23 protein-coding genes are annotated in these 25,278 nt (G+C 51.2%); 6 read left to right on the top strand and 17 right to left on the bottom strand.

Going from position 1 to position 25,278, the window contains the following annotated elements:
• Nucleotides 1–55: 55 nt before the first annotated feature.
• The 4 genes from kdpC to kdpF all read right to left on the bottom strand — a co-directional run bounded on the left by kdpC (nucleotide 56) and on the right by kdpF (nucleotide 4,531).
• Nucleotides 56–601, bottom strand: coding sequence for a potassium-transporting ATPase subunit KdpC (gene kdpC, locus AC3WP7_RS20390; RefSeq protein WP_071490039.1), 546 nt, complete (start codon nucleotides 599–601; stop codon nucleotides 56–58).
• A 64-nt stretch (nucleotides 602–665) separates the two neighbouring features.
• Nucleotides 666–2,729, bottom strand: coding sequence for a potassium-transporting ATPase subunit KdpB (gene kdpB / locus AC3WP7_RS20385; protein ID WP_071490038.1), 2,064 nt, complete (start codon nucleotides 2,727–2,729; stop codon nucleotides 666–668).
• A gap of 8 nt (nucleotides 2,730–2,737) precedes the next feature.
• Nucleotides 2,738–4,432 (bottom strand): potassium-transporting ATPase subunit KdpA, encoded by a 1,695-nt coding sequence (kdpA, locus tag AC3WP7_RS20380; RefSeq protein ID WP_102593246.1) that lies wholly within the window; start codon nucleotides 4,430–4,432, stop codon nucleotides 2,738–2,740.
• A gap of 9 nt (nucleotides 4,433–4,441) precedes the next feature.
• A complete protein-coding gene (gene kdpF / locus AC3WP7_RS20375; RefSeq protein ID WP_003218754.1) occupies nucleotides 4,442–4,531 on the bottom strand; it encodes a K(+)-transporting ATPase subunit F in 90 nt (29 codons plus the stop codon).
• Between the two features lie 402 nt (nucleotides 4,532–4,933).
• On the opposite strand from kdpF, the gene eat reads away from it, so the two are divergent.
• Both eat and AC3WP7_RS20365 read left to right on the top strand, forming a co-directional pair.
• Entirely contained in the window at nucleotides 4,934–6,298 is a 1,365-nt protein-coding gene (eat, locus tag AC3WP7_RS20370) for an ethanolamine permease (protein ID WP_102593172.1), read from the top strand.
• A gap of 112 nt (nucleotides 6,299–6,410) precedes the next feature.
• Nucleotides 6,411–6,578, top strand: a complete 168-nt coding sequence (locus tag AC3WP7_RS20365) for a DUF2897 family protein (protein WP_003172675.1) — start codon at nucleotides 6,411–6,413, stop codon at nucleotides 6,576–6,578.
• A 7-nt stretch (nucleotides 6,579–6,585) separates the two neighbouring features.
• Here the strand turns inward: AC3WP7_RS20365 and AC3WP7_RS20360 are convergent, their stop codons facing one another.
• Both AC3WP7_RS20360 and AC3WP7_RS20355 read right to left on the bottom strand, forming a co-directional pair.
• The gene (locus tag AC3WP7_RS20360) at nucleotides 6,586–7,434 is read right to left on the bottom strand and encodes an urea carboxylase-associated family protein (protein ID WP_102593173.1); all 849 of its coding nucleotides are present in this window, start codon (nucleotides 7,432–7,434) and stop codon (nucleotides 6,586–6,588) included.
• Between the two features lie 15 nt (nucleotides 7,435–7,449).
• Nucleotides 7,450–8,094, bottom strand: coding sequence for a GntR family transcriptional regulator (locus AC3WP7_RS20355; RefSeq protein ID WP_102593174.1), 645 nt, complete (start codon nucleotides 8,092–8,094; stop codon nucleotides 7,450–7,452).
• A 121-nt stretch (nucleotides 8,095–8,215) separates the two neighbouring features.
• Between AC3WP7_RS20355 and AC3WP7_RS20350 the strand changes: the two genes are divergently transcribed.
• On the top strand, nucleotides 8,216–8,794 hold the full coding sequence (locus AC3WP7_RS20350; protein WP_093527370.1) for a TetR/AcrR family transcriptional regulator: 579 nt from the start codon (nucleotides 8,216–8,218) through the stop codon (nucleotides 8,792–8,794).
• A gap of 19 nt (nucleotides 8,795–8,813) precedes the next feature.
• Here the strand turns inward: AC3WP7_RS20350 and AC3WP7_RS20345 are convergent, their stop codons facing one another.
• Nucleotides 8,814–9,146, bottom strand: coding sequence for a ComEA family DNA-binding protein (locus AC3WP7_RS20345; protein WP_092247604.1), 333 nt, complete (start codon nucleotides 9,144–9,146; stop codon nucleotides 8,814–8,816).
• Between the two features lie 725 nt (nucleotides 9,147–9,871).
• On the opposite strand from AC3WP7_RS20345, the gene gmd reads away from it, so the two are divergent.
• Genes gmd through AC3WP7_RS20330 form a run of 3 tightly spaced genes read left to right on the top strand, consistent with a single transcriptional unit; the run spans nucleotide 9,872 to nucleotide 13,077 of the window.
• Nucleotides 9,872–10,957: a GDP-mannose 4,6-dehydratase gene (gmd, locus tag AC3WP7_RS20340; RefSeq protein ID WP_092247601.1), complete on the top strand. Its 1,086-nt coding sequence runs from the start codon at nucleotides 9,872–9,874 to the stop codon at nucleotides 10,955–10,957.
• Between the two features lie 6 nt (nucleotides 10,958–10,963).
• Nucleotides 10,964–11,908 carry a GDP-L-fucose synthase family protein gene (locus AC3WP7_RS20335; RefSeq protein ID WP_207240144.1) on the top strand — a complete coding sequence of 315 codons (945 nt, stop codon included), beginning with the start codon at nucleotides 10,964–10,966 and terminating at the stop codon, nucleotides 11,906–11,908.
• Nucleotides 11,905–13,077 (top strand): DegT/DnrJ/EryC1/StrS family aminotransferase, encoded by a 1,173-nt coding sequence (locus tag AC3WP7_RS20330; RefSeq protein ID WP_092247598.1) that lies wholly within the window; start codon nucleotides 11,905–11,907, stop codon nucleotides 13,075–13,077. The genes AC3WP7_RS20335 and AC3WP7_RS20330 overlap by 4 nt, the downstream gene beginning before the upstream one ends.
• Before the next feature lie 113 nt (nucleotides 13,078–13,190).
• Here the strand turns inward: AC3WP7_RS20330 and AC3WP7_RS20325 are convergent, their stop codons facing one another.
• The 10 genes from AC3WP7_RS20325 to AC3WP7_RS20280 all read right to left on the bottom strand — a co-directional run bounded on the left by AC3WP7_RS20325 (nucleotide 13,191) and on the right by AC3WP7_RS20280 (nucleotide 25,268).
• Nucleotides 13,191–15,185, bottom strand: a complete 1,995-nt coding sequence (locus AC3WP7_RS20325) for a polysaccharide biosynthesis protein (RefSeq protein ID WP_092247595.1) — start codon at nucleotides 15,183–15,185, stop codon at nucleotides 13,191–13,193.
• A 109-nt stretch (nucleotides 15,186–15,294) separates the two neighbouring features.
• Entirely contained in the window at nucleotides 15,295–16,305 is a 1,011-nt protein-coding gene (locus tag AC3WP7_RS20320; RefSeq protein ID WP_092247592.1) for an MraY family glycosyltransferase, read from the bottom strand.
• Nucleotides 16,306–16,346: 41 nt separating this feature from the next.
• Nucleotides 16,347–17,303: an NAD-dependent epimerase/dehydratase family protein gene (locus AC3WP7_RS20315; RefSeq protein WP_102593175.1), complete on the bottom strand. Its 957-nt coding sequence runs from the start codon at nucleotides 17,301–17,303 to the stop codon at nucleotides 16,347–16,349.
• Nucleotide 17,304: 1 nt separating this feature from the next.
• Nucleotides 17,305–18,390, bottom strand: coding sequence for a glycosyltransferase family 4 protein (locus AC3WP7_RS20310; protein ID WP_256579951.1), 1,086 nt, complete (start codon nucleotides 18,388–18,390; stop codon nucleotides 17,305–17,307).
• 11 nt (nucleotides 18,391–18,401) lie between these two features.
• On the bottom strand, nucleotides 18,402–19,436 hold the full coding sequence (gene galE / locus AC3WP7_RS20305; RefSeq protein ID WP_093527374.1) for a UDP-glucose 4-epimerase GalE: 1,035 nt from the start codon (nucleotides 19,434–19,436) through the stop codon (nucleotides 18,402–18,404).
• An 18-nt stretch (nucleotides 19,437–19,454) separates the two neighbouring features.
• The gene (locus AC3WP7_RS20300; protein ID WP_092247580.1) at nucleotides 19,455–20,267 is read right to left on the bottom strand and encodes a glycosyltransferase; all 813 of its coding nucleotides are present in this window, start codon (nucleotides 20,265–20,267) and stop codon (nucleotides 19,455–19,457) included.
• A complete protein-coding gene (locus tag AC3WP7_RS20295; RefSeq protein ID WP_092247578.1) occupies nucleotides 20,227–21,636 on the bottom strand; it encodes a mannose-1-phosphate guanylyltransferase/mannose-6-phosphate isomerase in 1,410 nt (469 codons plus the stop codon). Before AC3WP7_RS20295 ends, AC3WP7_RS20300 begins: the two co-directional genes overlap by 41 nt.
• Nucleotides 21,637–21,880: 244 nt before the next feature.
• Complete coding sequence (locus tag AC3WP7_RS20290; protein ID WP_093527378.1) at nucleotides 21,881–22,744, bottom strand: alpha-1,2-fucosyltransferase; 864 nt, start codon at nucleotides 22,742–22,744, stop codon at nucleotides 21,881–21,883.
• Nucleotides 22,741–24,078: a hypothetical protein gene (locus AC3WP7_RS20285; RefSeq protein WP_102593177.1), complete on the bottom strand. Its 1,338-nt coding sequence runs from the start codon at nucleotides 24,076–24,078 to the stop codon at nucleotides 22,741–22,743. Before AC3WP7_RS20285 ends, AC3WP7_RS20290 begins: the two co-directional genes overlap by 4 nt.
• The gene (locus AC3WP7_RS20280) at nucleotides 24,078–25,268 is read right to left on the bottom strand and encodes a hypothetical protein (protein ID WP_146012709.1); all 1,191 of its coding nucleotides are present in this window, start codon (nucleotides 25,266–25,268) and stop codon (nucleotides 24,078–24,080) included. Before AC3WP7_RS20280 ends, AC3WP7_RS20285 begins: the two co-directional genes overlap by 1 nt.
• Nucleotides 25,269–25,278 lie beyond the last annotated feature (10 nt).

The raw sequence follows: 25,278 nt of genomic DNA, 5'->3' as shown, positions 1-25,278 counted from the left end.
TTTGGAGTGCATTCCCCTGTGGAAGCCGGCTTGCCTGCGATGGCGGCGCCACTGCCTACAACTTTTCCAGGGCCATATTCAGCGCCAGCACATTCACCACCGGCGGGCCTACCAGCGGGCTTTCGATGTGTTCATCGAGCAAACGCTGCAAAGTCGACACCGGCACATTCCGCGCCGCCGCCACCCTTGCCAGTTGATAGGCAATCGCCTGGGGTGGCAAGTGTGGATCAAGACCGCTGCCAGAGGTAGTCAGCGATGCCAGAGGCACCGGCCCTTGGCTCGGCACCAACTGTTTACTCGCGTCATCGAAGATACGCGTCGCCAGCGCCGGGTTGCTGGGGCCGAGGTTACTGGCGCTGCTGGAGACCGTCGCAAACGCGCCGGCCGATGGGCGCGGGTGGAACCAGCTGGCACCGGTAAAGTCCTGGGCAATCAGGCTGGAGCCACGCACCTTGCCGCTGTCGTCGCGCACCAGACTGCCATTGGCCTGGTTCGGGAAAGCCACTTGGGCGACACCAGTCACCACCAGTGGGTAAGCGACGCCGGTGATCAGGGTCATGAGCACCAGCAGGCTCAGGGCCGGGCGGATCATGTTGGACATTTCGGATTCCTCAAATCGGTCATTGCAACCTGTGGGCACCCGTCGGGGGCCCACAGGAATCGGGTCAAACCAGGTGCAACGCAGTCAGCAGCATGTCGATCGCCTTGATGCCCACGAACGGCACCAGGATCCCGCCCAGCCCATAGATCAGCAGGTTGCGCCGCAGCAATGCCGCCGCACTCGCCGCCTGTACGCGCACACCGCGCAGCGCCAGGGGGATCAGCACCACGATGATCAGCGCGTTGAACACGATGGCCGAAAGGATCGCGCTCTGCGGGCTCTGCAAGTGCATCACGTTGAGCACGCCCAGTTGCGGATAGATCGAAGCGAACAGCGCCGGCAGGATCGCGAAGTACTTGGCCACGTCGTTGGCGATGGAAAAGGTGGTCAATGCGCCACGGGTCACCAGCAATTCCTTGCCGATCTGCACCACGTCCAACAGCTTGGTCGGGTCGCTGTCGAGGTCGACCATGTTGGCGGCCTCGCGCGCAGCCTGGGTGCCATCGTTCATCGCCATGCCGACGTCCGCCTGGGCCAGCGCCGGGGCGTCGTTGGCGCCGTCGCCGCACATCGCCACCAGGCGACCATCATTTTGCTCATGACGGATGCGGGCGAGTTTTTTCTCCGGGGTGGCTTCGGCCAGTACGTCGTCCACGCCCGCTTCAGCGGCAATCGCGGCGGCGGTCAACGGGTTGTCGCCGGTGACCATCACGGTACGGATTCCCAGTTTGCGCAGCTCGGCGAAACGCTCACGGATGCCCGGCTTGACCACGTCCTTCAGGTGGATCGCGCCGAGCAACTTGCCGTCGGCACACACCAGCAACGGGGTGCCGCCGCTCTGGGCGATCTTGTCGATTTCCCGCGACAGCGCAGGCTGCAAGTCGCGACGTTGTTGACCGATGAAGGCCAGCAGCGAATCCACCGCGCCTTTGCGGAACACACGGCCCTGGTAGTCGACACCGGACAAGCGGGTTTCAGCACTGAACGGCACGGCCGTCAGTTCGTCTGCGGTCGGCTCGGCTTGAGGGTGCAAGGCGCGCAGGTATTCAACGATGGATTTACCTTCCGCCGTGTCATCGGCCAGGGAGGCGAACAATGCGCCTTCGGCCACTTCCTTGCCACTGACGCCAGGCGCCGCGACCACCGCCGCACAGCGACGGTTACCGAAGGTGATGGTGCCGGTCTTGTCCAGCAGTAACACATGCACGTCGCCCGCTGCTTCCACGGCACGCCCGGACTTGGCGATCACGTTGAGGCGCACCAGGCGGTCCATGCCGGCGATGCCGATCGCCGACAGCAAGCCGCCAATAGTTGTAGGAATCAGCGTCACCAGCAGTGCGACCAGGAACACCAACGGCAAGCTGCCGCTGGCGAAATGGGCGAACGGCTGCAGGGTTACCACCACCAACAGGAAGATCAGGGTCAGGCCGATCAGCAGAATATCCAACGCGACTTCGTTGGGGGTTTTCTGGCGCTTGGCGCCTTCCACCAGGGCGATCATGCGGTCCAGGGTCGACTCACCAGGGTTGGCGGTGATACGAATCAGCAGCCAGTCAGACACCAGGCGGGTGTTGCCGGTGACGGCTGAACGGTCACCACCGGACTCACGGATCACCGGTGCCGATTCACCGGTAATGGCCGCTTCGTTGACTGCCGCAATGCCTTCGATGACCTCGCCGTCACCGGGGATCATTTCCCCGGCGGCAACGCGCACCACATCGCCTTTGCGCAGGCTGGTGGCCGGCACGACCTTGAAGCTGCCATCGGCCTCCTTGCGGCGTGCGCTGAGGCCTTCGCTGCCGGCCTTGAGGCTGTCGGCGCGGGCCTTGCCACGCCCTTCGGCCAGGGCTTCGGCGAAGTTGGCGAACAGCACGGTGAACCACAGCCACACGGCGATTTGTACGGCGACAAACGTGGGCACGGTGGTGTCGGGCACGAAGCACAGCACAGTGGTGAGGATCGCGGTCAGTTCGACCACCAGCATCACCGGCGAACGTTGCAGTTGGCGCGGGTCCAGCTTGACGAACGCCTGGACCAGCGCCGGGCGCCACAGAGCCGAGACGGCGGTTTTGGCAGGCTCCTGGGTTTTGACCGGGGCCGCATTTTTTGCAGGCATATTCATGTTCATATCGCCTCTTAGAAGCCCATGCTCAAGTGTTCAGCAATGGGACCCAGCGCCAGCGTTGGCAGGAAAGTCAGGCCGCCCACCAGCAGAATGGTCACGGTCAACAGGGTCACGAACAGCGGGCCATGGGTCGGGAAGCTGTTCTGGCCGATCGGTGCGGTCTTCTTCATCGCCAGGCTGCCGGCCAGGGCCAGGACCGGGAGGATGTAGCCGAAGCGGCCGATCAACATGCCCAGGCCCAGCATCAGGTTATGGAACGGTGTGTTGGCGCTGAAGCCACCGAAGGCCGAGCCGTTGTTGGCACTCGCCGAGGTGTAGGCGTAGAGCAACTGGCTGAAGCCGTGGGGGCCAGGGTTGCTGATGGCACTGGCCGGGCCAGGCAGGCTGGCGGCAATGGCGCCGAGCACGAGCACACCCACCGGCATCACCAGCAGGGTCACCACCAGCAATTGCACTTCCTTGGCCTGCAGCTTCTTGCCCAGGTATTCCGGGGTGCGGCCGATCATCAGGCCGGCGAGAAACACCGCGATCAACACGTTGAGCAACATGCCGTACATGCCGGCGCCGACGCCGCCGAAGATCACTTCGCCGACCATCATGTTGACCAGCGCGACCATGCCGCTGAGTGGATTGAGGCTGTCCTGCATGCCGTTGATCGAGCCATTGGATGCCGCTGTCGTCGTCACCGACCACAGCACCGTACCGGCGGTGCCGAAGCGTGCCTCCTTGCCTTCCAGTGGCGCAGTCTGCTCCACGGCTGGATTGTTCAGGGTCGGGTTGGGCTGGTATTCGGCCCACAGCGAGGTCGCGCCGCCGATCAGGAACAACGCCAGCATGCAGCCGAGGATCGCGCGGCTCTGACGCAGGTCTTTCACGTAATGGCCGAAGGTGAACACCAGCGCCACGGGGATCAGGATGATTGACGCCACTTCGAACAAGTTTGCCCAAGCGGTAGGGTCTTCAAACGGATGCGCCGAGTTGACACCGAAGAAGCCGCCGCCGTTGGTGCCCAACTGCTTGATCGCAATCTGACTGGCGGCCGGGCCCAGGGGGATCACTTGATCCACACCCTGCAGGGTCACGGCATCCACGTAATGGGCGAAGGTCTGCGGTACGCCCTGCCACACCAGGAACAACGCCAGCACCAGGCACAACGGCAGCAGGCCGTAGAGGGTGGCGCGGGTCATGTCGACCCAGAAGTTGCCAAGGGTCTTGGTGGATTTGCGACCGATCCCACGGCAAAGCGCGACCAGCACTGCCAGACCCGTCGCCGCGCTGACAAAGTTCTGCACGGTCAGGCCGGCCATCTGGCTGAGGTAGCTCAGGGACGCCTCGCCACTGTAGGACTGCCAGTTGGTGTTGGTCATGAAACTGACCGCGGTGTTGAAGGCCAGGGTCCATTCCTGCCCCGGCAATTTCTGCGGGTTCAGTGGGAGGTAGTCCTGGAACAACAGGATCGCGAACAGCAGCAAAAAGCCCGCGAGGTTGAAGGCAAGCAAGGCAAGCATGTACTTCTGCCAGCTTTGCTCCTGATGCTCGTCCACGCCCGACAGGCGATAACAGGCGCGCTCCACGGGACCGAACACCGGCGTAAGCCAGGTGCGCTGCCCTTCCATTACTTTGTAATAGAACCGCCCCAGGAACGGGGCCGGCACCAGCACCACGGCAAAGAAGGCAATGATCAGCCAATAGTCATAACTGTGCATGGCCAGCTCCTAGTTCCGATCCGCGCGTAACAGCGCAACCAGCAGATAAATGAACAGCGCCACGGCCAATAGCAGTGACACCCCGTCCAGAACGCTCATGGAAGTCTCTCCGTTTAGCGGCGAGTGCCGCGTGTGGGGCAATTGTCGGCAGGAGTGGCGTAAAGGAACGAGAGCGAGGGGGTGGGCGGGGCGTAAAGACGGCGTAAAGAGTGGGTTTATGCGGGGTTTACAGGGAGGGTTGTGCTGGATTGGAGGGCCTCATCGGGGGCAAGCCCCCTCCCACACCGGGCCTGCGTACACCGGTCAAAATGTGGGAGGGGGCTTGCCCCCGATGAGGCCCTGCCAGCCACCCCCGCACTTATCTGGTGCGACACCGGAAAATTTCAAACGCCAAACCATCCCCCAGACGACAGTTGCGCCGCTTTACGACACGGTTGTAAGGCATGGCATGTCCGCTGCAACACCTTGAATCATTCCAAACCGTTCAGGGAGCGCGTCACGATGAACACACAACTCAAACCCACCCTAGGCACTCTGCACTTATGGGGCATCGCCGTCGGGCTGGTGATATCCGGGGAATACTTCGGCTGGAGCTATGGCTGGGGCGTCGCCGGGACCCTGGGCTTCCTGGTGACCTCATTGATGGTCGCCGCGATGTACACCTGCTTCATCTTCAGCTTCACCGAACTGACCACCGCGATTCCCCATGCGGGTGGTCCGTTTGCCTACAGCCGTCGCGCCTTTGGTGAGAAAGGCGGCTTGATCGCGGGGCTCGCGACCTTGATCGAATTCGTTTTCGCACCGCCCGCCATCGCCTTGGCCATCGGCGCCTACCTGAATGTGCAGTTCCCGGCGCTGGACCCCAAACACGCCGCCGTTGGTGCCTACATCGTGTTCATGGGCCTGAACATCCTCGGCGTCAAGCTCGCTGCCACCTTCGAACTGGTGGTGTGCGTGCTCGCCGTCGCTGAGTTGCTGGTGTTCATGGGCGTAGTGGCGCCCGCCTTCAGCTTCAGTAACTTTGCCCTGAATGGCTGGGCCGGTTCCGACACGTTCGGCGCATCGGCGATTGCCGGCATGTTTGCCGCAATTCCCTTCGCCATCTGGTTCTTCCTTGCCATCGAAGGCGCCGCCATGGCCGCCGAAGAAGCCAAAGATCCGAAGCGCACCATTCCAAAGGCCTACATCAGCGGCATCCTGACCCTGGTGATCCTGGCCATGGGTGTGATGTTCTTTGCCGGCGGCGTGGGTGACTGGCGCACCCTGTCCAACATCAACGACCCACTGCCACAAGCCATGAAAACCGTGGTCGGCGACAGCTCCGGCTGGTTGCACATGCTAGTGTGGATTGGCTTGTTCGGCCTGGTGGCCAGTTTCCACGGCATCATCCTCGGCTACTCGCGCCAGTTCTTCGCCCTGGCCCGCGCCGGTTACCTGCCGTCTTTTCTCGCCAAACTGTCGCGTTTTCAGACACCCCATCGCGCAATCATCGCCGGCGGCGTGGTCGGCATCGCGGCGATCTACAGCGACGGCCTGATCAACCTCGGCGGTATGACACTGACCGCGGCGATGATCACCATGGCGGTATTCGGCGCCATCGTGATGTACATCATGAGCATGCTCAGCCTGTTCAAACTGCGCAGGACCGAACCGCTGCTGGAACGCACCTTCCGTGCGCCGGGTTACCCCATCGTGCCGGGCATTGCCCTGGTGCTGGCGGTGGTGTGCCTGGTGGCCATGGCTTGGTTCAACGCGCTGATCGGGCTTATCTTCCTGGGCTTTATGGTGGTGGGGTTCGCCTACTTCCAGATGACTGCGCAAGACCGTGCCGATGCACCGGCGGATGCGATGTTGACCGGGCTCTGATCTACTGCGAGGCAGAACGGGCCTACACTGAACTAGTAAGAAAGCCTGTCACTCAAAGCAGTTATTACCGTGGGAAAACTCTCCCGCGGCAATCTGCCTCAAGGAGAGCCTTATGCCGTGGTACGCGTGGTTGATTATGGTAGTTGCGATCGGGTCGATCGTCGGTGGACTGATGATGCTGCGTGACAGCGCCAACAAAGTGGAACTCACCGACGAACAACGCAAGCGCGTGGCCGAGCGCAACGCCCAGGCGGATGCCAAGGATGCGCAGGACCGCTGAGCCTTGGCTACTCCCAATCCGCCTTGGCAATACGCAACCCGTGCTGCCCCTTGTAGGCAGCACGTTCCGGCTGGCTCCAGCCATTGAGCAACGCATCCTCCAACGTGTAGATCTCAACCCCCAACGGACGGCATACCGTCAGCGGCTCCTGCGCCTGCGGCCCCCACATCGGCAGCGACAAATCCCCACCGGGGCACGTCGACAGCGCGCATAGCAAATCAATCTCGGCAAAGAACTCCAGGTAGTCGCCCTTCTGCGCGGGGCAGGCCTTCATGAAGTACATGTCGTCGTGATTTAGACCGGTGCATTGGAAAATATTCAGCACGTCATGCACGTCGAATTCCGTCAGACCGTGAGGCAACACCGCGCGTGTCAGGTTGGAGTGGCAATGGTGATGGAAATCCTCACCGGTCAGCATCCGATTCACATAGGGATCACAACGTGTGCCAAGCAAATCATGCAGCCGCCCGCCGTGCTCATCAATGCCGTAGCTGGCTAGGCTGTCATCGGTGATCGTCACCAAAGGCCGCAGGAATGGCAGGTTCGACCACAAGCGGTCATGGGTGCTGACATGGGCGCCCTGCAACTGCCGGGTGCGAGCCGCCCACAGGCGCTCACGGGGGTCATTGGCATTCCATACGTTGAAATCACCCACCTGCGGGCCGACCGGCGTGGTCACACGGAACACATGTCCGGCTGGCACCTTCCACGCCCTGCCCGTACGAATCGGCACCTCAAACTGCTCGATCAGCGTGCGCTGGTCTTTTCGATCACGGATGCGCTCGTAAAACGCTGTGTCGACCTGCAACGCCGAACCATTACTGACCTGATAAGCGGCCGGATAGTCTTTGTACATGGTGCGGATCCTCGATCAGGGGTGGTTAAACAAGGCCAGGGACAAGCGTTCCGAATCATCCAGGTAGAGGCTCATCGCCTCCCCCGCCGCCGATTTATCCTGCCGGACCAATAACGTGTAGATCTCACGATCACGCTCCAGCCACGGCGACTGGAAGCGCCGCTCATCGGGCGCGGCGCAGAACACCAGCCGCAGCTGGGCGATGACCTGGGCAAAAAACTCATCGAACAACGGGCTGCGCATCAACCCGACGATGTGCTGGTGAAACACCAGGCTGTGGGTGGCGACCGCACGCCAGTCTTCGCGCTCGCGGGCGAGGGTGGTGGCATCGATGGCGTTCTGCATGCGCCTGGATTGATCTTCTGTCAGAGGGCCGCTCTGGGCGATGGCCTGCAACTCCAGGGTGCGGCGCACGACAAACAAATCCCGCACTTCCTCGCGCGCAACCCGCCGGACCATCACGCCTTTATTGCGCACATAACGGGTCAACCCTTCTTGCCCAAGGCGGTGCAACGCTTCACGGATCGTGTTGCGCGATGCGTTGTAGGCGTTGACCAGTTCCCCTTCGACTAATGGCATGCCTGGCAGCAATCGCCCGCCGATGATGTCGGCGCGGAGCTCCAGGGCGATCTGGTCGGCGAGAGACAAACTGAGTGTCATGGTTACCTTCACGATTGTTGAACAATCCTTAGTGGGCAGGTAATCACTTTTCATGCCAACGTGTCAGCGTGTAAAAAGATTCAAGTCGGTTAAAATGCCAGCCTGTCACTGAGGCCCACCTATGCGTTACTCATCCGACCACAAAGCCAAGACCCACCAACGCATCATCAAGGAAGCCTCGGTACGCTTTCGTCGCGACGGGATCGGCGCGACCGGTCTGCAGCCGTTGATGAAAGCCCTGGACTTGACCCATGGCGGTTTCTACGCGCACTTCAAATCCAAGGACGAACTGGTGGAAAAGGCACTGCAGGCCGCGGCTGCCGAGCTGGATGCGCATTGCGAGATACTGTTCAGCCAGGAACGGCCGCTGGAAGCATTCATTGATAGTTACCTGTCTGAATGGCACCTGATCTCGCCGGCTGAAGGCTGCCCATTGCCAACCATGTCTTCCGAGTTGGGGCTGAGAGGCCAACACAGCGCGACTACAGATGCTGTGCTCGGCGCAAGGCTTCAGCAGATTGAGACAGCGCTGGGGGATGGACAACGTGATGCACAAAGCCTGGTGATGATGTCGACACTGGTGGGTGCCCTTGTGCTGGCTCGAAGTGTCCAAGACTCGGCAATGGCGATGCGCATCATGGGTGTGGTGCGGGGAAGCTTGAAAATCCAGGTTTCACAAGATGAAAAAGCCGGCCAATGACCGGCCTCCCCTCATTGGATTAGTTGATGACAAGCCTATCGCGATTCTTTTCCAGCAGAGCCTTGCCGATCCCCTTAACTTCCAGCAACTCATCCACCGCAGTGAATGGACCATTGCTTTCACGATAGGCAACGATTGCTTTGGCTTTGGAGACGCCAATACCGAAGAGGTCGCGGCGCAGGGTTTCGGCGTCGGCAGCGTTGAGGTTGACCTTGGCGGCCTGATCTACCTTGTTCATCTGTGCAGAGATCGGCGTTTGCGCCTCGGGTCTACTGGCAGGTGCTGCTGCGCTGGCGACGGAGAGGCTTGTGAGAAAGGCAAATATAAGGGACGAGATGTAAGTGATTTGCATCGGTGACGCTCCATGACATAGTTGAGAGAGCAGCTTTTCCGAAGCTGCTTTTCTAGGGTAGGCGATGGAGGAAAGCTGTCAAAAATAACGCAGTTACAGAGTATGTGGAAGCTAAAAACAGATGACTAATGAGCAAGAAAAATGCATGCCCGTGCGCCAATGCTCATTGAGACCATGAGCACATCTACAACACTTGAAAAAATAACCTCCCAGTCCTCGCATCAGGTAAAATTGGTCAGAAGCGCGAAGTCAGGTGTAAAGTACTATGTTGACTTTGACTGCAGCGAAGCGGTGCGCCGCGAAAGCTCGCGAGACCACTATCAACAGCCTAATGCATAAGGTTTTGCTATGCGGTATGAAAATAGAGGGTCCCTTTTGCAAGGCCGTACATTTAATGACAATTCAGGTAAACATCTTGATTTGAACATACTCTCAGTCTTTTATTTTCCCGGAGGCTAATTAGGTCATGCGAATATCAGCTCTCCAAGCTTTTAGCCAAGCAGATCAATGATTATGACTGCGCACAATCTTAGATTAGAAATGGGATGAAACGCCGCGTAATGGAGGGACTATTACGAAGTAAATTTACATCGACCAAATATAGACTTACGTACCCCCTCTGTAAGATCTTCGAGTTTAAAAAACGGACCGTCTGAACTAGAAACCATCGAGTAAGTTCAGACAAATCCAGCCACTAAATCCAAAATACAATTATGGAAGAGAACATGACTAAAAAAGCACTTATTACTGGCATCACAGGACAAGATGGTGCTTACCTTGCTGAACTTTTGCTGAGCAAAGGTTATGAGGTACACGGGATAAAGCGACGCAGTTCGTTATTTAATACTGCCCGAATTGATCACCTGTTCCACGACGTACACGACAAAGGTCACCCTTTTTTCCTCCATCATGGAGACATGACTGACTCATCCAGCTTGACTCGTATCATTCAAAAAGTTCAACCAGATGAAATTTACAACCTTGCAGCACAAAGCCATGTTGCCGTTTCGTTTGAAGAACCAGAATACACCGCAAACTCTGACGCACTCGGCTCCCTGAGAATTCTGGAAGCCATTCGAATTCTTGGCCTCGAGAAAAAAACTCGCTTCTATCAAGCCTCCACCTCAGAACTTTATGGCCTGGTTCAAGAAACTCCCCAGAAAGAAACCACCCCGTTTTATCCGCGTAGCCCTTACGCGGTCGCCAAGCTCTATGCGTACTGGATTACCGTCAATTACCGTGAAGCCTATGGAATCTACGCTTGCAACGGTATTCTCTTTAACCACGAAAGCCCGATTCGCGGTGAGACTTTTGTTACTCGCAAAATCACCCGCGCACTCTCCCGCATCAAGCTTGGCCTGCAAGAGTGCCTCTATCTGGGCAATATGGACTCACTTCGAGACTGGGGACACGCCAAAGACTATGTCGAGATGCAGTGGCTGATGCTTCAACAGGAAAAACCTGAAGATTTCGTAATCGCAACCGGTGTGCAATACAGCGTACGAGACTTTGTAAACGCTGCAGCCAAAGAACTAGGTATCACCATCACTTGGAAAGGTGAAGGTGAGGATGAAAAAGGCTACAACGAAGTCGGTAAATGCATTGTAGCAGTGGATCCCCGCTACTTCCGCCCAACCGAAGTTGAAACTCTATTGGGGGATGCATCCAAAGCTAAAGAGAAACTTGGATGGACTCCGAAAATCACGTTTGAAGAGCTTGTCAAGGAAATGGTACGTGAGGATCTGAAAAGTGCTGAACGGGATGAGCTGATCAAAAAGCATGGATACACAACCTTCAGCTACAACGAATAACTCTATTTGGCAATCTACCAGATGAATAAGATGCGAATATTGTTGACGGGCGGCGGCGGGATGGTCGGGCGCAATCTCCTCGAGCACCCCTGCATTGAAGACTTTGAAGTTCTTGCTCCGCGTAGTAGCGAACTGGACTTACGTGATTTCAACGCAATTCAAAAGTATCTATCTGAGTCCAAGCCCGACTTGATCATTCATGCGGCCGGAAAAGTGGGTGGTATCCAAGTGAACATCAGAGAGCCTGTGGGGTTTCTGCTGGACAACCTTGATATGGGCAGAAACATTGTATGGGCTAGCCGTCAAGCAGGCGTAAAGCGCCTAATAAACCTAAGTAGTTCCTGCATGTACCCGCGCAATCATTCCGAGCCTCTCAGCGAAGAAATGATTTTAAAGGGCGAACTGGAACCGACTAATGAAGGCTATGCATTAGCAAAAGTTACTACAGCACGCCTTTGCGATTACATCACACGCGAAGACTCGACCTTTCAATACAAGACTCTGATTCCTTGCAATATTTATGGTCGTTTTGACAAGTTCGACCCTGCGCACTCACACCTGCTACCCGCGATTATACATAAGATTCACACAGCGAAGATAAACAATGATTCAAATGTCGAAATATGGGGTGACGGGACTGCCCGACGTGAGTTCATGTATAGTGGAGACTTGAGCGACGCCATTATGCAGGCATTACGGAAATTCGATTCCCTGCCCCTGAACATGAACGTGGGTCTTGGGCAGGATCACTCAATCAATGAGTACTATCACGCTGTAGCTGCAGTAATGGGATACAGCGGTCAATTCGTACATGATACTACCAAGCCGGTGGGGATGGCGCGCAAACTCGTGAATATCGAGCGTCAGACACTGTGGGGTTGGAAGCCGCACCATACCCTGCAAGAGGGTATTGAAAAGACCTACAGCTATTATATGGAGCATCAACAATGAGTATTAATTTTCCGCTAGCCGCTTCTTCTTGGGAAAAAGAAGAACTCGACGCAATGCAACGCGTTATAGCCACCGGCATGTTTACAATGGGCGAAAATGTAAAAGCATTTGAACAAGACTTTGCGCAGTTTGTAGGCAGTAAACATTGTGTAATGGTTAATTCTGGCTCGTCCGCAAACCTCTTGATTATTGCCGCTCTTTTTTACACTAAAAACGCCGACTTAAAACTGCAACGCGGCGATGAAATCATTGTACCGGCCGTTTCGTGGAGTACCACTTACTACCCGCTTTACCAGTACGGCTTGAAGATTAAGTTCGTTGACATTGATCTCCAAACCTTAAACTACGACCTTGAACAACTTAAACTCGCTGTCACCGATAAGACCCGCGCCATTATGGCCGTAAACCTTCTTGGCAATCCGAATGATTTCGCACGCATTCAAGAGATCATCGGTAAGCAGAAGATTGTCCTGATTGAAGATAACTGCGAGTCGATGGGAGCATCTTACAACGGAAAACAAGCTGGCACCTTCGGTATTATGGGTAGCTTCAGTTCCTTCTTCAGCCACCACATTTCGACGATGGAGGGAGGTCTGATCGTAACCGATGACGAAGAGCTGTATCAGATCCTGCTCTCCCTGCGAGCCCATGGCTGGACTCGAAACCTGCCTAAGCAAAACTTAGTATGCAGCGATAAGAGTGATGATTCGTTCGAAGAGTCATTTCGCTTCGTTTTACCCGGTTACAATGTTCGGCCGCTTGAACTCGAGGGCGCACTAGGTGTGGAGCAGGTAAAACGCCTGCCCACTCTAATTCAGGAGCGACGTAAGAATGGTGCTCTTCTACAAGCAGCAATGAAAGACCACCCGGAAATCATCATTCAACGAGAGATTGGCGAATCCAGTTGGTTTGGTTTCAGCTTGGTGATACGCCCGGGAAGCAAGTTGACACGCAAGTCACTTGTTGAAAAACTGAACGAACTCGGTTTTGAGTGTCGCCCTATCGTAGCTGGAAATTTCGCAAAAAATGAAGTTGTAAAGTATTTCGACTGCGAAGTTCATGGAGAACTGAAGAACGCCGAGCATATCGATAAATTTGGCCTATTCGTTGGCAATCATCATTATTCGATCTCGGAAGCTTTTCCACTGCTTAACAGTATTAAAGCCTGATTCAGCTGCAAAGCTTAAAAGCACAAAGTGCGGAAAACTTACAATGATGGCAATAACAGCAACTAATTGTAAGATTTTCCGCACCGGCTATCTGGAATCCAACTCTCCGAGCTTCAGGGCTCAAAGCGGCGTTGCTGATAGATCCAATCAACGATTTCCCCATCAGGACTATAACCACTGACTGTTTCACGTAGTAGTTGGCGGACACGAGCGTAATCGTCTTTATCTACTGCCACAAGCAGCTCGGCGAGTTTAATTTTGAGAGACTCCCAGGATAGATAATCTTCGTTGGCACTCATAATCATCGGGTGTGGCGTTGCGACGACATTGTCACCAATGAGCAGTTCTTCGTAGAGTTTTTCACCCGGCCGCAAACCCGAAAACTCAACTGAAATATCTCCATGAGGGTTTTTCTCTGAGCGAACACTCAAGCCAGAAAGGTGAATCATTTTCTCCGCCAGTTCGATAATTTTTACCGGTTCCCCCATATCCAAGACAAAAACGTCGCCCCCTTGCCCCATGGAGCCAGCCTGAATCACCAGCTGCGCTGCTTCAGGAATGGTCATAAAATAGCGCGTGATTTTAGGGTGAGTAACAGTGAGCGGGCCACCCGACTTAATTTGCTTATAAAATAATGGGATAACCGAACCTGAAGAACCGAGAACATTCCCAAAACGAACCATCGTAAAGCGAGTCTTGTTAACTCGCGAAACATTAGACTTTTCCCCGAACAAAACAGGAGCCACCTCCTGACTGAGAGCCTGCAGCGTCAACTCTGCTAATCGTTTCGTGCTGCCCATAACATTAGTTGGTCGAACAGCTTTGTCAGTAGAAATCAGGACGAAGTTCGCGACTCCCACCTGCAACGCTGCTTGAGCGGTGTTAAGCGTTCCCATTACATTATTTAATACGCCTTCTGCAATATTATGCTCAACCATGGGTACATGTTTGTACGCCGCAGCATGATAAACTGTATCAACGCGCCAAGCCCTCATGACGTCGATTAGCTTTTTCTCATTACGCACTGAACCCAAAATCGGAAGCAACCTGACGGGCAAAGAATCCCTAGCAATTCGCAACTCTAACTCTGATAAAATACTATAAAGATTGAATTCGCTATGCTCGAACAGCAATAACGTTGTTGGATTTGAATTTAGTATTTGCCGACAGAGTTCAGAGCCGATCGAACCGCCTGCACCAGTGACTAGAACAGATTTCCCTTTTATACAGTGCTCCAACAACTCGTTTTGAGCAGGCACTGCATCTCGTCCGAGTAAATCCGCAATATCAACCTCTTGAATGTCATCTACTTTTACGCGCCCACTCGCGAGATCCATAAATCCAGGAACACTGCGGACATGCAAAGGAAAGCCTTCAAGAAAGCCCAGAATCTCTCGACGGCGAGCGCGATTTGAAGACGGAATTGCAAGCAAGATTTCTTGAGCGCCAGTGACATCAATCATGCGCTGAATATGTTTTGGCTTATATACCTGCAGTCCAGAAATCACTCGATCGGAAATACTGGAGTCGTCGTCAATGAAAGCAACCGGACGCATGACACGTCCCATACGCAACGCTGCAACTAATTGGTTACCCGCAGCGCCCGCACCATATATAGCAACCCTGGGCAAACCATCCTCACGGCTGGTAAAGGGTACATGTTGTGCCGCAGCAAACCAATCACCAAGAAAGTATTGACGCATTGCCAGTCGCAGTCCACCAACCAGGATCAAACTGAGCCACCAATAGTTAAAAATGATTGAACGAGGAACTACATTTTGGTGATTACTATACCAGTAGACAACAACCCCCAGAATTAACGACGACAAACTGACAGCTTTAATAATCGCAATAAGTGCATCATTGCCAAAATAGCGCATTACTGCACGGTACATTCCAAAGCGTATAAAAAGCGGAATTGCCACGATAGGTGCGGTCAGAAACAACCAAAAATGCGTGGTAAACGGGTTAACCAGCTCGTCCAACCCCAAACGCACCAGAAAAGCCATCCATAGCGCGAACCAAACCAGCAAAATATCAGCAGCGACTTGGAGGATGCGCTTTTGCCTACGCGGTAAACTCAGCAAAAATGCTCTCATTTTGTCCATAATTTACAGCACCTTACGAAGCTCCTGTCGCTAATGCCACAGGTCATTAATTGCATTTTAACCGACCTAATGACGGTTATTTTAAAGTAATATATCTCGACCACAAAACTTAACCATCTTTACCTGCACGACATTTATAGACCAGGATGACCAAAGGCACATAAGCAATAATCACGCCCAGAAGACTATTTAGTTCAAAAACAGCAATGCAGATAGCTATCGGAAACAACCAAAGCGTGTTGATAGCAGCAACAGCCCCTGTCACCGAAAGATGGTTACCAAGTTTACGTGCCGCATGCTGATAAGCATGACTTCGATGAGCCTCATACACCCGGCGCCCTTGCAAAAATCGAGAACATAGAGTGAACGTCGCATCGACTATAAAAACACCTAAAAGAACCAACCATACCCAAAGAAAAGTCGGACTTTTCCAAGCAGCATAAAGCGAGAGAACCCCCATCATTAGACCGAGAAACCCACTACCCGCATCACCCATAAAAATGCGCGCCGGTGGGAAATTCCATATGAGGAATCCAGCGACAGCCATTGCCAAGAGCAAGGGTGGCCCAATTAAACCGGGAAAGCCTGTTAGCCAGTAGATAACGCAAACCCCAACACAAGTACAGATAGCCTCAACGCTCGCGAGTCCGTCTATACCATCCATAAAGTTATATAGATTCAACAACCATACAAGATAGAAGGCAGCCACAATTACGCCGAACCACTGAAGATCAATAACTCCTCCCCAGTACCCAATCGGTGGGAGGCCCCCCAGCCAACACAATGCCCAGGCGGCGCACAGAAAATGACCGAGCAAGCGCCACCGAGCAGCGATATGACCATGATCGTCAAGAAAACCGAGTACAGCGACGCCTGTACCAGCCCCGATTATCGACCAAATCAAGGACCATTCCGATTCCCCGGTAACACCAAAGAATGGTAAGAACAGCAAAAAAATCAGGACGATCGCAACACCGCCGCCTCTAGCCGTAGGAACCGAGTGAGAACTGCGCGCGTTAGGCACATCGATGAGGCTACGACTAATCGCGTATCGACGAATACCCCCCGTCAGCAAAGCGGACAAAATGACAATAGCAGGATATAAAAGCCACATACTCATAAAAAAGACACGTCCTTGAGGCTACGGATTAATAGTTGGCATCATGATCTTAATGTTAGGAACTCGCGACCACATTTTTGCAATGCAAGCTCGGGAGACAGCGGTGGTGTCCATTCAAGGAGCGATCTGGCTTTGCTCGAGTCAATCGTGAGAGACTCACATAACTGTGTATACATACCCTGTCTGCCTATCAAACTCGCCCCCCATCGCATCAGGGCTGGCGGACAGGGTAGCAAACGGGTTTTCACTCCCATCCCGAGGGCTAGGTGGACAATTATCTCCGGAGTAGACAGAAAAATACCGTCAGAAACCAGAAATAGCTGATTAGCGGCGGATGGATGAGTGATGCATTGACGCAAAAAATGCACCAAATTTTCTAACGCTATCATGCTTCTGGAGTTTTCCACCCAAGCAAAAGGTAAAGGAAAACCGGATGATACCAATTTGAGCAGCCGCCCAAAGTTCCCAGGAGCCTCAGCCCCGTAGACGAGTGGCGGACGAACGATGACCCACTCCATTGTCGAGCCTTCGGCAACCTGACGTAATGCCTCCTCGGCCTCGAGCTTGGAAACGGCATAGTCTGCATGCGGTAAGGGAATAGAACTTTCGACAAAAGGCGTATTCATCGTTCGCGCGCCATTGACCCCAATTGAACTAATAAGGATGAAGCGCTTCACCCCCGCTTCAAGTGCCTGTCTAGCAATCGCGCTGGTTCCTGCAACATTGACTGCTCTGAACTTATCCAGTGCGTTTGCGGGTAACTCGCCCATGACATGAGCACGGCCAGCCAGATGGACAACCACATCCACCCCCTCAAGCGCAGGTGCCCAATTAACCTGTCCGGAGATATCGCCAACAACTACTACGTCAACGTTTCGCTCAGTGGCCCCCTGAGCATGACGCACTGCCGCCAATACATCAATGTCATCAGAATCTGTACATGCATGAATCAAAGCACGGCCGACGAATCCGGTAGCTCCCGTTACAAGAACACGCATATCACACCTTTACCACTTCTGAATAAACGGTAATTGTTCGCTGCAACATTAGCTCAAAAGTGAAGTCACTAGAAAACCTTGATTTACCCAAAATTCCCATCTTTGAGCGCAACTCCCGCGAGCCAATTAACGCATCTAACGCGTATACCAATCCCTCATGATCGTGCTTAGCGACCAAAATCCCTGTCTCCTGCTGCTTTACTGCCTCTGGAACACCGCCAACCCCCGATGCGATGACCGGTAGTCCAGAACGCATAGCTTCCAGTACAGTCAACGGTAGTCCTTCCCAATTTGATATAAGGCAAAAGACGTCAGATCTGGACAGCCGTTCGGATACATCAGAACAAGCGCCCGGGAAGAAAATTTTATCTGCCAAGTCGAGTTCGGCAACGAGCTGCTTTACTTTTGGCATAGTGGGCCCGTCCCCGACAAACTCCATAGCCCAATCATTACGAGTCAATGAGGCCAGGGCACGAACCAGAAAAGCATGATCTTTGGGCGCATCGAACCTTGCAACCATTATAAGCCGAGTTATTTCGGATGCGACTTTTGTAGCAGAACTGTCCTCTACGGAAGGCATTCCATTATGAATGGTGACAATGAGATCCGCACTTCCCACGCCCGACCTCAGCGCCAACAAGCGATCATAATCAGAGACAGTAATAATTTTATTCGCAAGATTGGCGACAGCGCGTTCAATCCAGCGGTATAAAAACCGCCGAGACGCTGATACGCCTTCGGTAAAAGCCCAACCATGCGCGGTGAATAAACATGGAACGGACAACTTTTTTGCAACCAATCGCCCTATTATTCCGGCTTTCGATGAGTGCGCGTGAATCAAATCCGGTTTCCAGGCCGACACGATGCGCTTTAGTTCCAAATAGCAGCGAAAATCGTTGATAACGCTCAAGGGACGGACCAAATGATTCGCGGAAACACATGCAAGCCCCCGATCTTTAGCGCGCTCGATAAAGACACCCTCGCCGCCTACAACTATAATCACTTCATGCCCTGCCTCTTGGACTCCGCTGGCGAGATCAAGAAGATGAACGCTCGCCCCTCCGATAACGTCGGAACGGGTAATCACATATAAGATTCTCACCCTTCTTCCTCCACATCATAACCATGAGGATTTCGGGATTGCCAACGCCAGGAATCTTCAACCATCGCCTTCAAATCCAGAGTTGCGGCCCAACCCAGGTCCCTCTTTGCTTTAGAGGGATCAGACCAACAAGCGGACAAATCACCAGGCCTACGTCCGAGGTACTCAAACGGTATGTTCACTTGGCTAACCGTGGAAAAAGCCTTGATTACTTCAAGAACCGAATAACCTCTCCCTGTACCCAAGTTCCATAAAAAGCAACCGTTGTGTGAATCAAGATAGCTCAATGCAGCCAAGTGCCCCTTGGCTAAGTCCACTACATGGATGTAGTCCCTAATACCAGTGCCATCAGAAGTAGGATAATCATTGCCAAACACACTCACAGAGGGCCTTAGCCCCACAGCCACCTGGCTAATGTAAGGAAACAAATTGTTAGGGGCCCCCTTGGGATGCTCCCCTATCAGGCCACTTGTATGAGCACCAACGGGATTAAAGTAACGCAAAACAGCAATAGACCATCGGGAATCAGAATGAGCTAAATCAAACAAAATTTGCTCAACCATCAATTTGGAATGCCCATACGGGTTGGTGGGGGACGCAGTACGTGAATCTTCGCGAAGCGGCATCTCAAGAGAATTACCATACACTGTAGCAGAAGAGCTGAACACCAACTTATAAACACTCATTCTGGCCATAATCTGAAATAGAACAATGGACCCGAGCACATTATTATTATAGTACTTTAAAGGCTTTTCAACACTTTCACCGACCGCTTTGACGCCTGCAAAATGAATTACAAAATCAATTAAATAGGTGTTAAATATTATTGTGAGCAATTGAGCATCACAAACACTTCCATTAAAAAATACAGGACTAACACCGGTGATATTTTTAATTCGAACCAGTACTTCGCTGGAGCTATTACTGAGGTCATCTAGGACCACCACTCTATAGCCCGCCTGAAGACATTCCACAAGTGCATGAGAACCGATATAACCTGCCCCTCCAGTAACCAAAACCGTTTTCAAAATTTCACCTCACACCAAAAACTATTTTTTTGACTTAAAAAAAACTTTAAACACGGAAAAAAACACACTCACGAGCTTTTTAAAACCAGGCTCAATCAGGAATTCTCTAAAAAAATATGAAGCAACCTCCGCATAGGCTTGACGGCTTCCTTTTGATTGGAAATCTGAAATTCTGTAATCAATCATTGGAAACGATGTAAATACACACTTTACATCTGCACGCTTGGCCAACCTGATCCAAAGATCATAGTCCTCGCTCTGAAAACCACCCAGATATCCTCTTGCAGATAGGATCAGATCTCTCCTAATTACCATTGCTGGATGGATAAAAGGGTTCGAGTACGTGATTTTAGAACGCCAATCCTCCTCCCTTAGAACTCGAACACCGACCACATTACCCAAAGCATCAATGACCCGACAAGATCCAGCAACGATGTCCGTATCCAAGTCTTTTTGAATAATCTTGTAAGATTCCGCAAGCCTATCAACATGACAAATGTCATCACTGTCAAATCTGACGATATAAGTTCCAATCGCACTGTTGACGCCAAAGTTAAGATTGAAGGATAACTGGCCTATTTCTGTTCGAAACAACACAATTCTCGGGTCTTTTATTGCGGCTACCGAATCATATAACTCATCAGTACAACGATTCAAAACGATTATAAACTCAAACGAACTGAAATTTTGTGCTAGAACACTTTCAATGGCCTGATTAAGATAACCATCATCACGATTACAACACATGAGTACACTGAAAAACGGCGTCTGAGCATCCTCTACCTCAACCATTTCAGCTACGCCCATAATTATCTGAAAATCGGATAATGTCATCCTCCCCCAGGTAAGAGCCTGACTGCACTTCAATAAGCTCTAGCGGTATTACACCTGGATTTTCGAGCGCGTGGACCCCGCCTATTGGGATATAGGTAGATTGGTTTTCAGTGACAAGATAGGTTTTTTCCCCGTTAGTAACTTTTGCAGTGCCACTAACGACAATCCAATGTTCAGCGCGATGGTGGTGCATTTGTACAGACAGCTTATGTCCTGGCTTCACTGTAATTCTTTTAACTTGGTAGCGCTGCCCACTATCAATAGCATCGTACATACCCCAAGGCCTGTAAACCTCACGATGTGATATATGCTCTCTCCTTGCATCTGCCTTCAGCTTCTCAACTACTCTTTTTACGTCCTGAACATGATCCTTGTGAGCTACAAGTACAGCGTCCTTGGTTTCAACGACAATCAGATCATTGACGCCAACCGTAGAAACCAGACGACTCTCTGAATAGACGTAACTATTTGACGTATCTATCGAAATCACATCACCTTCTAGCAAGTTTCCATCTTCGGAACGGCTACCCGCCTCCCACAACGCGGTCCACGAACCAATATCACTCCAATTGGCATCAAGTGGCACCATGACAGCTTGAAGGGTTTTCTCCATCACAGCGTAGTCGATCGAGTTATCAGGGCACCGCAAAAATGCATCCCGGTCGACCCGAGTGAAATGCATGTCCTGTTGCCCTTTGGCCAACGCCTCGCGACAACAGGAGACAATTTCGGGCTCAAAGGTCTGTAGCTCCTCCAAGTAACGACTTGCCCTAAACATGAACATTCCGCTATTCCAGAAATAATCGCCGCCAGCAAGGTAAAGCTGCGCAGTCTCGGTATCTGGCTTCTCAACAAAGCGTGTAACTTCAAACCCTCCTTTTCCGACTGAAGCACCCTGCCGCAGATAACCGTAACCTGTTTCTGGCCTTGTGGGCGTGATACCAAAGGAAACGAGTTTACCCGCCCCTGCAAGTTCCGCCGCAATACGTATTGCGTCTTGGAAGGCTTCGGTATCCTGAATCAGATGATCCGCAGCCAACACCAACAACAGAGGGTCATCGCCTCCGGCGGTCGCTTGAAGAGCCGCCAAGGCAATGGCGGGAGCCGTATTACGGCCCATTGGTTCCAACAGAATATTGATATCTTCAAGACCAAGCTGGCGTAACTGCTCCGCAGCTAAAAACCGATGCTCCTCATTGCAAATCAACTGCGGTGAGGCATGAGTCAAACCTTCCAAGCGATGAATTGTGGCTTGCAGCATCGAAAATTGGGTGTCTACCAGCGGAAGAAACTGTTTTGGGTGAAGCTGACGAGACAATGGCCACAAGCGAGTCCCCGAACCACCTGCCATAATAATTGGAACAAACATTGATATCGTCCTTTGATTGCCTACCAGAAGGCGTAATGACACCACATACGAACCCGAACGGCATGGCGAGTTGGGAAGCAATAGGGCAAATGCCCATTGTCACTCATCAGCACATTTTTTTGAACGTACAAAATTGAGGCAGAGACTACGAGTTACCCATTATGCGAGTATACCGGCGATTTTCAAGCCAGAGTTCTGACTCTCATGACTTGGCAATCACTCAGTAAAGCATACCTTACGGGCGTTACTCACTCAAAATATAACTCCAGCCAATCAGCTGATTACTCATTTCGCTCTGGAATGGGAGATTCACGCGAGGCAAGTAAACAACCGGGTTGTTGCTGAGACTTAAAAATGCAGCCCACCAAGCGAACGTGCTAGTGCCTACTATATAATCTTTACAACAAATCAAGCTCAAAAAATCCGCGATCGCAGGCTTCACTTCATTTCCAAGAAGCCCACAGATTTCAAAATCTTGTCCCTTGAAGACCTCTTTACACCACTCCCTATCATCCGTGAATATCACGAAACGACGACCTTTGAAACTCTTGATTGCTTTTAAATAATAATCCTCGCCCATGACTTTATGACGAGGATCTGTTGATAGTAAAAAATCGCCTCGACGAACATGAACACCAACGCTGCCGGAGTAGAGCTCTCTGCCCTTTGCCAACAATACAGAATTTTTCTGAAGAATCAGCGACTTCAGCTCATCCCTGAAATAAAGAGCGCTTTGGACATACTGAAAGTAACCAAAATGAAATTTCGAATTTATCGCCTGGCAGGCTTGATCAAAGTTGGTATCCGCATCGTAATCATAAAAAAGATGATTACCTAATCGTCTAATATTCAACTTTCTAATTATGAGTCGAATAACCTTTGCAAAAATATTATCCTCAAAAAAAATACAACTTTCCGATGACTGATCATGATCATAATCAATCAGATCCGACAGACGGATACCTCCATGAATCCCCTTACTGAGCAGTCTCTTACTATTACACGCAACCTTAGAACTAGACACAGACTCGATGTACCTGGCCCACGCCAGCTGAAACAGTTGATTTCCCAATCCGCCTTGGAGCATAACGCTAACATGCATATTCATTTGAAAACCCTACGATATCTTTTTATATAAGTCATTACTATAGCCATGACCATCAGCACCATTGAAACTTGCAAGAACTTAAATAAAAACTCATACATGCTTGAGCGCGAAAAATACACGAGATTTGGTAAGACCGAGAGAATCAAAAAAATAACGCCGCCATGGTTCCCACAGGCAGATCTATTGTCTTTATAAAAAGCAACCGCTCCATCTAACGTACGCACCAAACATCCAAAAAGAAGACACCAAAATATATAAAAAACCCATCCCTGATAGTAGGCTTCAGCAAAGAAACTTGTAGAAAAACCACCACTGACAAAGTTTATATGACGAGCCTGATCAACACAGATACCAAAAGCTTCATTCGTCGAGTTCAAACATTCACGCACCGCGTTACCAAAATTAACAGCGCCATATAAAACCTCGAAAGAAGCACCTTGCCCATGCAATGTTTGAGATATCTTATCTACCACTCCAGTAGCGACCTCAAAACCCAATCTATACTCGAGCAATATATTTGCAAAAATCAATGAGCCCAGCCCTAACGCCACTAGAAATATGTAATTGATCCGCCGCTCCAACCCGTATACAAAAACAAACAAAAATAAATAGACAAAAAAATAGCCGCGAAGGCCGATCATTAAAAAGCCTACTGCAAAAAATACCCATATGAACGAAATAATTAAAAGTCGATTAGAGTTTTTTCCAAAAATACCCCACAACAACAAAATATTTTTCGCAATAAAAAATGTTAATATGTGCGCATGAAACTCAGGATTTTCCAATGCTGCGAAATAATCGCCGACCATATACTTGCTAGCTAAAACATAAGACTTGCCCAAAAAGTACATACCACTGCACGACGCAAGAAAAATTATAAAACCACTTGTGAGGCGAGACAAAGTAAACACCGGAAATTCTACCAATGCCCTGGATAGCCTTGAAGTAAGCCTTGAGCTAAAGAAGTGGCCTGAAAATATAAATATACATCCCATCGCCAGGATAACGACAGATTTTCGAACTGAGCTTTCGCCCAGCACTATTCCCGCTTCAACAATGTCTTTATCAAAAATTAATGTCAAAAACGGACGTGCCCACATGAAAAAAAATATCGAAATCGATACCAGCGATGTAATATTTAAAGGGTTCTTGTAAGCCCCCTGAAAACAGAAAAAAACCAAAAGAGCAGTAGTAGAAACCAAAAATATATTAAATAGGAAAGCCTCGACACCACCAGTCTCCTCACTTATCGACAGAGCCACCAAGACAGTCAGTACAAAATTGAACAGCAAAAGAAAACCAAATTCGAGTTCATTCCGCTTGACAATAATCATTAAGCCCGCCTCAAAATAATCTTGGTGGCCGCCTTGATTTTTTTAAGCATAAAAAGCTCAAAAGACTTTACATATAACATATACGAGGGCAGACTTTTTCTCGCCACGATATCTAGTTTTTCAAATACTAGTTCAGCATCAAAAAACTTCGAATATTCGTAGGCAGCATCTGAAAGCTCACTGGCGCTGTTAATAAATTTATCGAGTAAAATATTCATCTGACTTGATGGTTGTACCGGCCTGATGCCTGCGTAACTAAGTTCTCCCAGAGAGTAACCTTTAGACTCTGAAACCCACCTATATGCAGGCATCTCTAAATCATCTCTGCGAGCTCTAGGAGGAACTACTATAGTGGGAATTTTATTTTTGGCCGATTCTAATGACGACGTTCCCATCGCAAACATCAAGTCGATATTTTCTCTAATAAATCCACTGAGCTTTGCTTTATCAATGAAGGGAATAAGGTGATATTCAATACTTAAATCAGTAGAAACGAGCTCCTTCAAAGCCTCAATAGCATCACCATTTCCGACGATATAAAAAACAATTTTTCCGTAGCGCTTTAATATCTCTTCTTGAAGCGCACGAATATCAAGTATGACTCGCTCCAAAGCATAGAATTTGAAATCCATATCAACACGACCAACCCACCCTAGCCGAAGAATATTCGTTGGAGCGCTATATTCAAAATATTCAGAAGGACTTTTATCTATGACAATCGGGCAAATCAAATCTTCTAACTTCTGATCAAAACTCAAGCCGCCAATATCAGCAAACGCCCCAACCTCGTCAGTAAAAGCTATAGATTTGCTATTAAGAAACGTAGCTAACCCGCGCTGGGATCTTGCCTTCAGCGCCCTTATGACTTTGGCTTTGAGGTTGTTGGAGGTAATGTGCTGGGAGTACTCCTCATCAGCAATGGACACGTATGCGCCGCGAAATGCTGCATACCCCATACACCATATGCAGACATGCTTAAACTTTACAGATGATACTGAAAAAAGCCAAAGCCGGCTGACCTCGGAGGTTGGAAGAAATACAATATCGTATTCCTTCAGACCCGGCCTTTCAGCCGGTGTGATGATATCAACGTAGCAATGGTTTAATTTCAACCAACTACTGAGGCGCGCAAGAAGAAAATCCGTCCCACCAAAACGCCCCTGAGTTAAAATCAATACTGTCGTCTTCACCACAACGCTT

The sequence above is a fragment of the Pseudomonas sp. FW305-3-2-15-C-LB1 genome (genome assembly GCF_058787615.1).
The sequence above is the reverse complement of the archived record's forward strand: the minus strand, read 5'-3'. Positions and strand labels throughout refer to the sequence as shown.

What these genes read in the sequence shown, in the direction of transcription:
- kdpF (WP_003218754.1), bottom strand. Translation starts at nt 4,531, where the DNA reads ATGAGCGTTCTGGACGGGGTGTCACTGCTATTGGCCGTGGCGCTGTTC.
- AC3WP7_RS20285 (WP_102593177.1), bottom strand. Translation starts at nt 24,078, where the DNA reads ATGATTATTGTCAAGCGGAATGAACTCGAATTTGGTTTTCTTTTGCTG.
- kdpB (WP_071490038.1), bottom strand. Translation starts at nt 2,729, where the DNA reads ATGAACATGAATATGCCTGCAAAAAATGCGGCCCCGGTCAAAACCCAG.
- AC3WP7_RS20290 (WP_093527378.1), bottom strand. Translation starts at nt 22,744, where the DNA reads ATGAATATGCATGTTAGCGTTATGCTCCAAGGCGGATTGGGAAATCAA.
- AC3WP7_RS20365 (WP_003172675.1), top strand. Translation starts at nt 6,411, where the DNA reads ATGCCGTGGTACGCGTGGTTGATTATGGTAGTTGCGATCGGGTCGATC.
- AC3WP7_RS20360 (WP_102593173.1), bottom strand. Translation starts at nt 7,434, where the DNA reads ATGTACAAAGACTATCCGGCCGCTTATCAGGTCAGTAATGGTTCGGCG.
- kdpC (WP_071490039.1), bottom strand. Translation starts at nt 601, where the DNA reads ATGTCCAACATGATCCGCCCGGCCCTGAGCCTGCTGGTGCTCATGACC.
- gmd (WP_092247601.1), top strand. Translation starts at nt 9,872, where the DNA reads ATGACTAAAAAAGCACTTATTACTGGCATCACAGGACAAGATGGTGCT.
- AC3WP7_RS20315 (WP_102593175.1), bottom strand. Translation starts at nt 17,303, where the DNA reads ATGCGTGTTCTTGTAACGGGAGCTACCGGATTCGTCGGCCGTGCTTTG.
- AC3WP7_RS20350 (WP_093527370.1), top strand. Translation starts at nt 8,216, where the DNA reads ATGCGTTACTCATCCGACCACAAAGCCAAGACCCACCAACGCATCATC.
- eat (WP_102593172.1), top strand. Translation starts at nt 4,934, where the DNA reads ATGAACACACAACTCAAACCCACCCTAGGCACTCTGCACTTATGGGGC.
- AC3WP7_RS20330 (WP_092247598.1), top strand. Translation starts at nt 11,905, where the DNA reads ATGAGTATTAATTTTCCGCTAGCCGCTTCTTCTTGGGAAAAAGAAGAA.
- AC3WP7_RS20345 (WP_092247604.1), bottom strand. Translation starts at nt 9,146, where the DNA reads ATGCAAATCACTTACATCTCGTCCCTTATATTTGCCTTTCTCACAAGC.
- AC3WP7_RS20300 (WP_092247580.1), bottom strand. Translation starts at nt 20,267, where the DNA reads ATGACATTATCCGATTTTCAGATAATTATGGGCGTAGCTGAAATGGTT.
- AC3WP7_RS20295 (WP_092247578.1), bottom strand. Translation starts at nt 21,636, where the DNA reads ATGTTTGTTCCAATTATTATGGCAGGTGGTTCGGGGACTCGCTTGTGG.
- AC3WP7_RS20320 (WP_092247592.1), bottom strand. Translation starts at nt 16,305, where the DNA reads ATGAGTATGTGGCTTTTATATCCTGCTATTGTCATTTTGTCCGCTTTG.
- AC3WP7_RS20355 (WP_102593174.1), bottom strand. Translation starts at nt 8,094, where the DNA reads ATGACACTCAGTTTGTCTCTCGCCGACCAGATCGCCCTGGAGCTCCGC.
- AC3WP7_RS20325 (WP_092247595.1), bottom strand. Translation starts at nt 15,185, where the DNA reads ATGGACAAAATGAGAGCATTTTTGCTGAGTTTACCGCGTAGGCAAAAG.
- kdpA (WP_102593246.1), bottom strand. Translation starts at nt 4,432, where the DNA reads ATGCACAGTTATGACTATTGGCTGATCATTGCCTTCTTTGCCGTGGTG.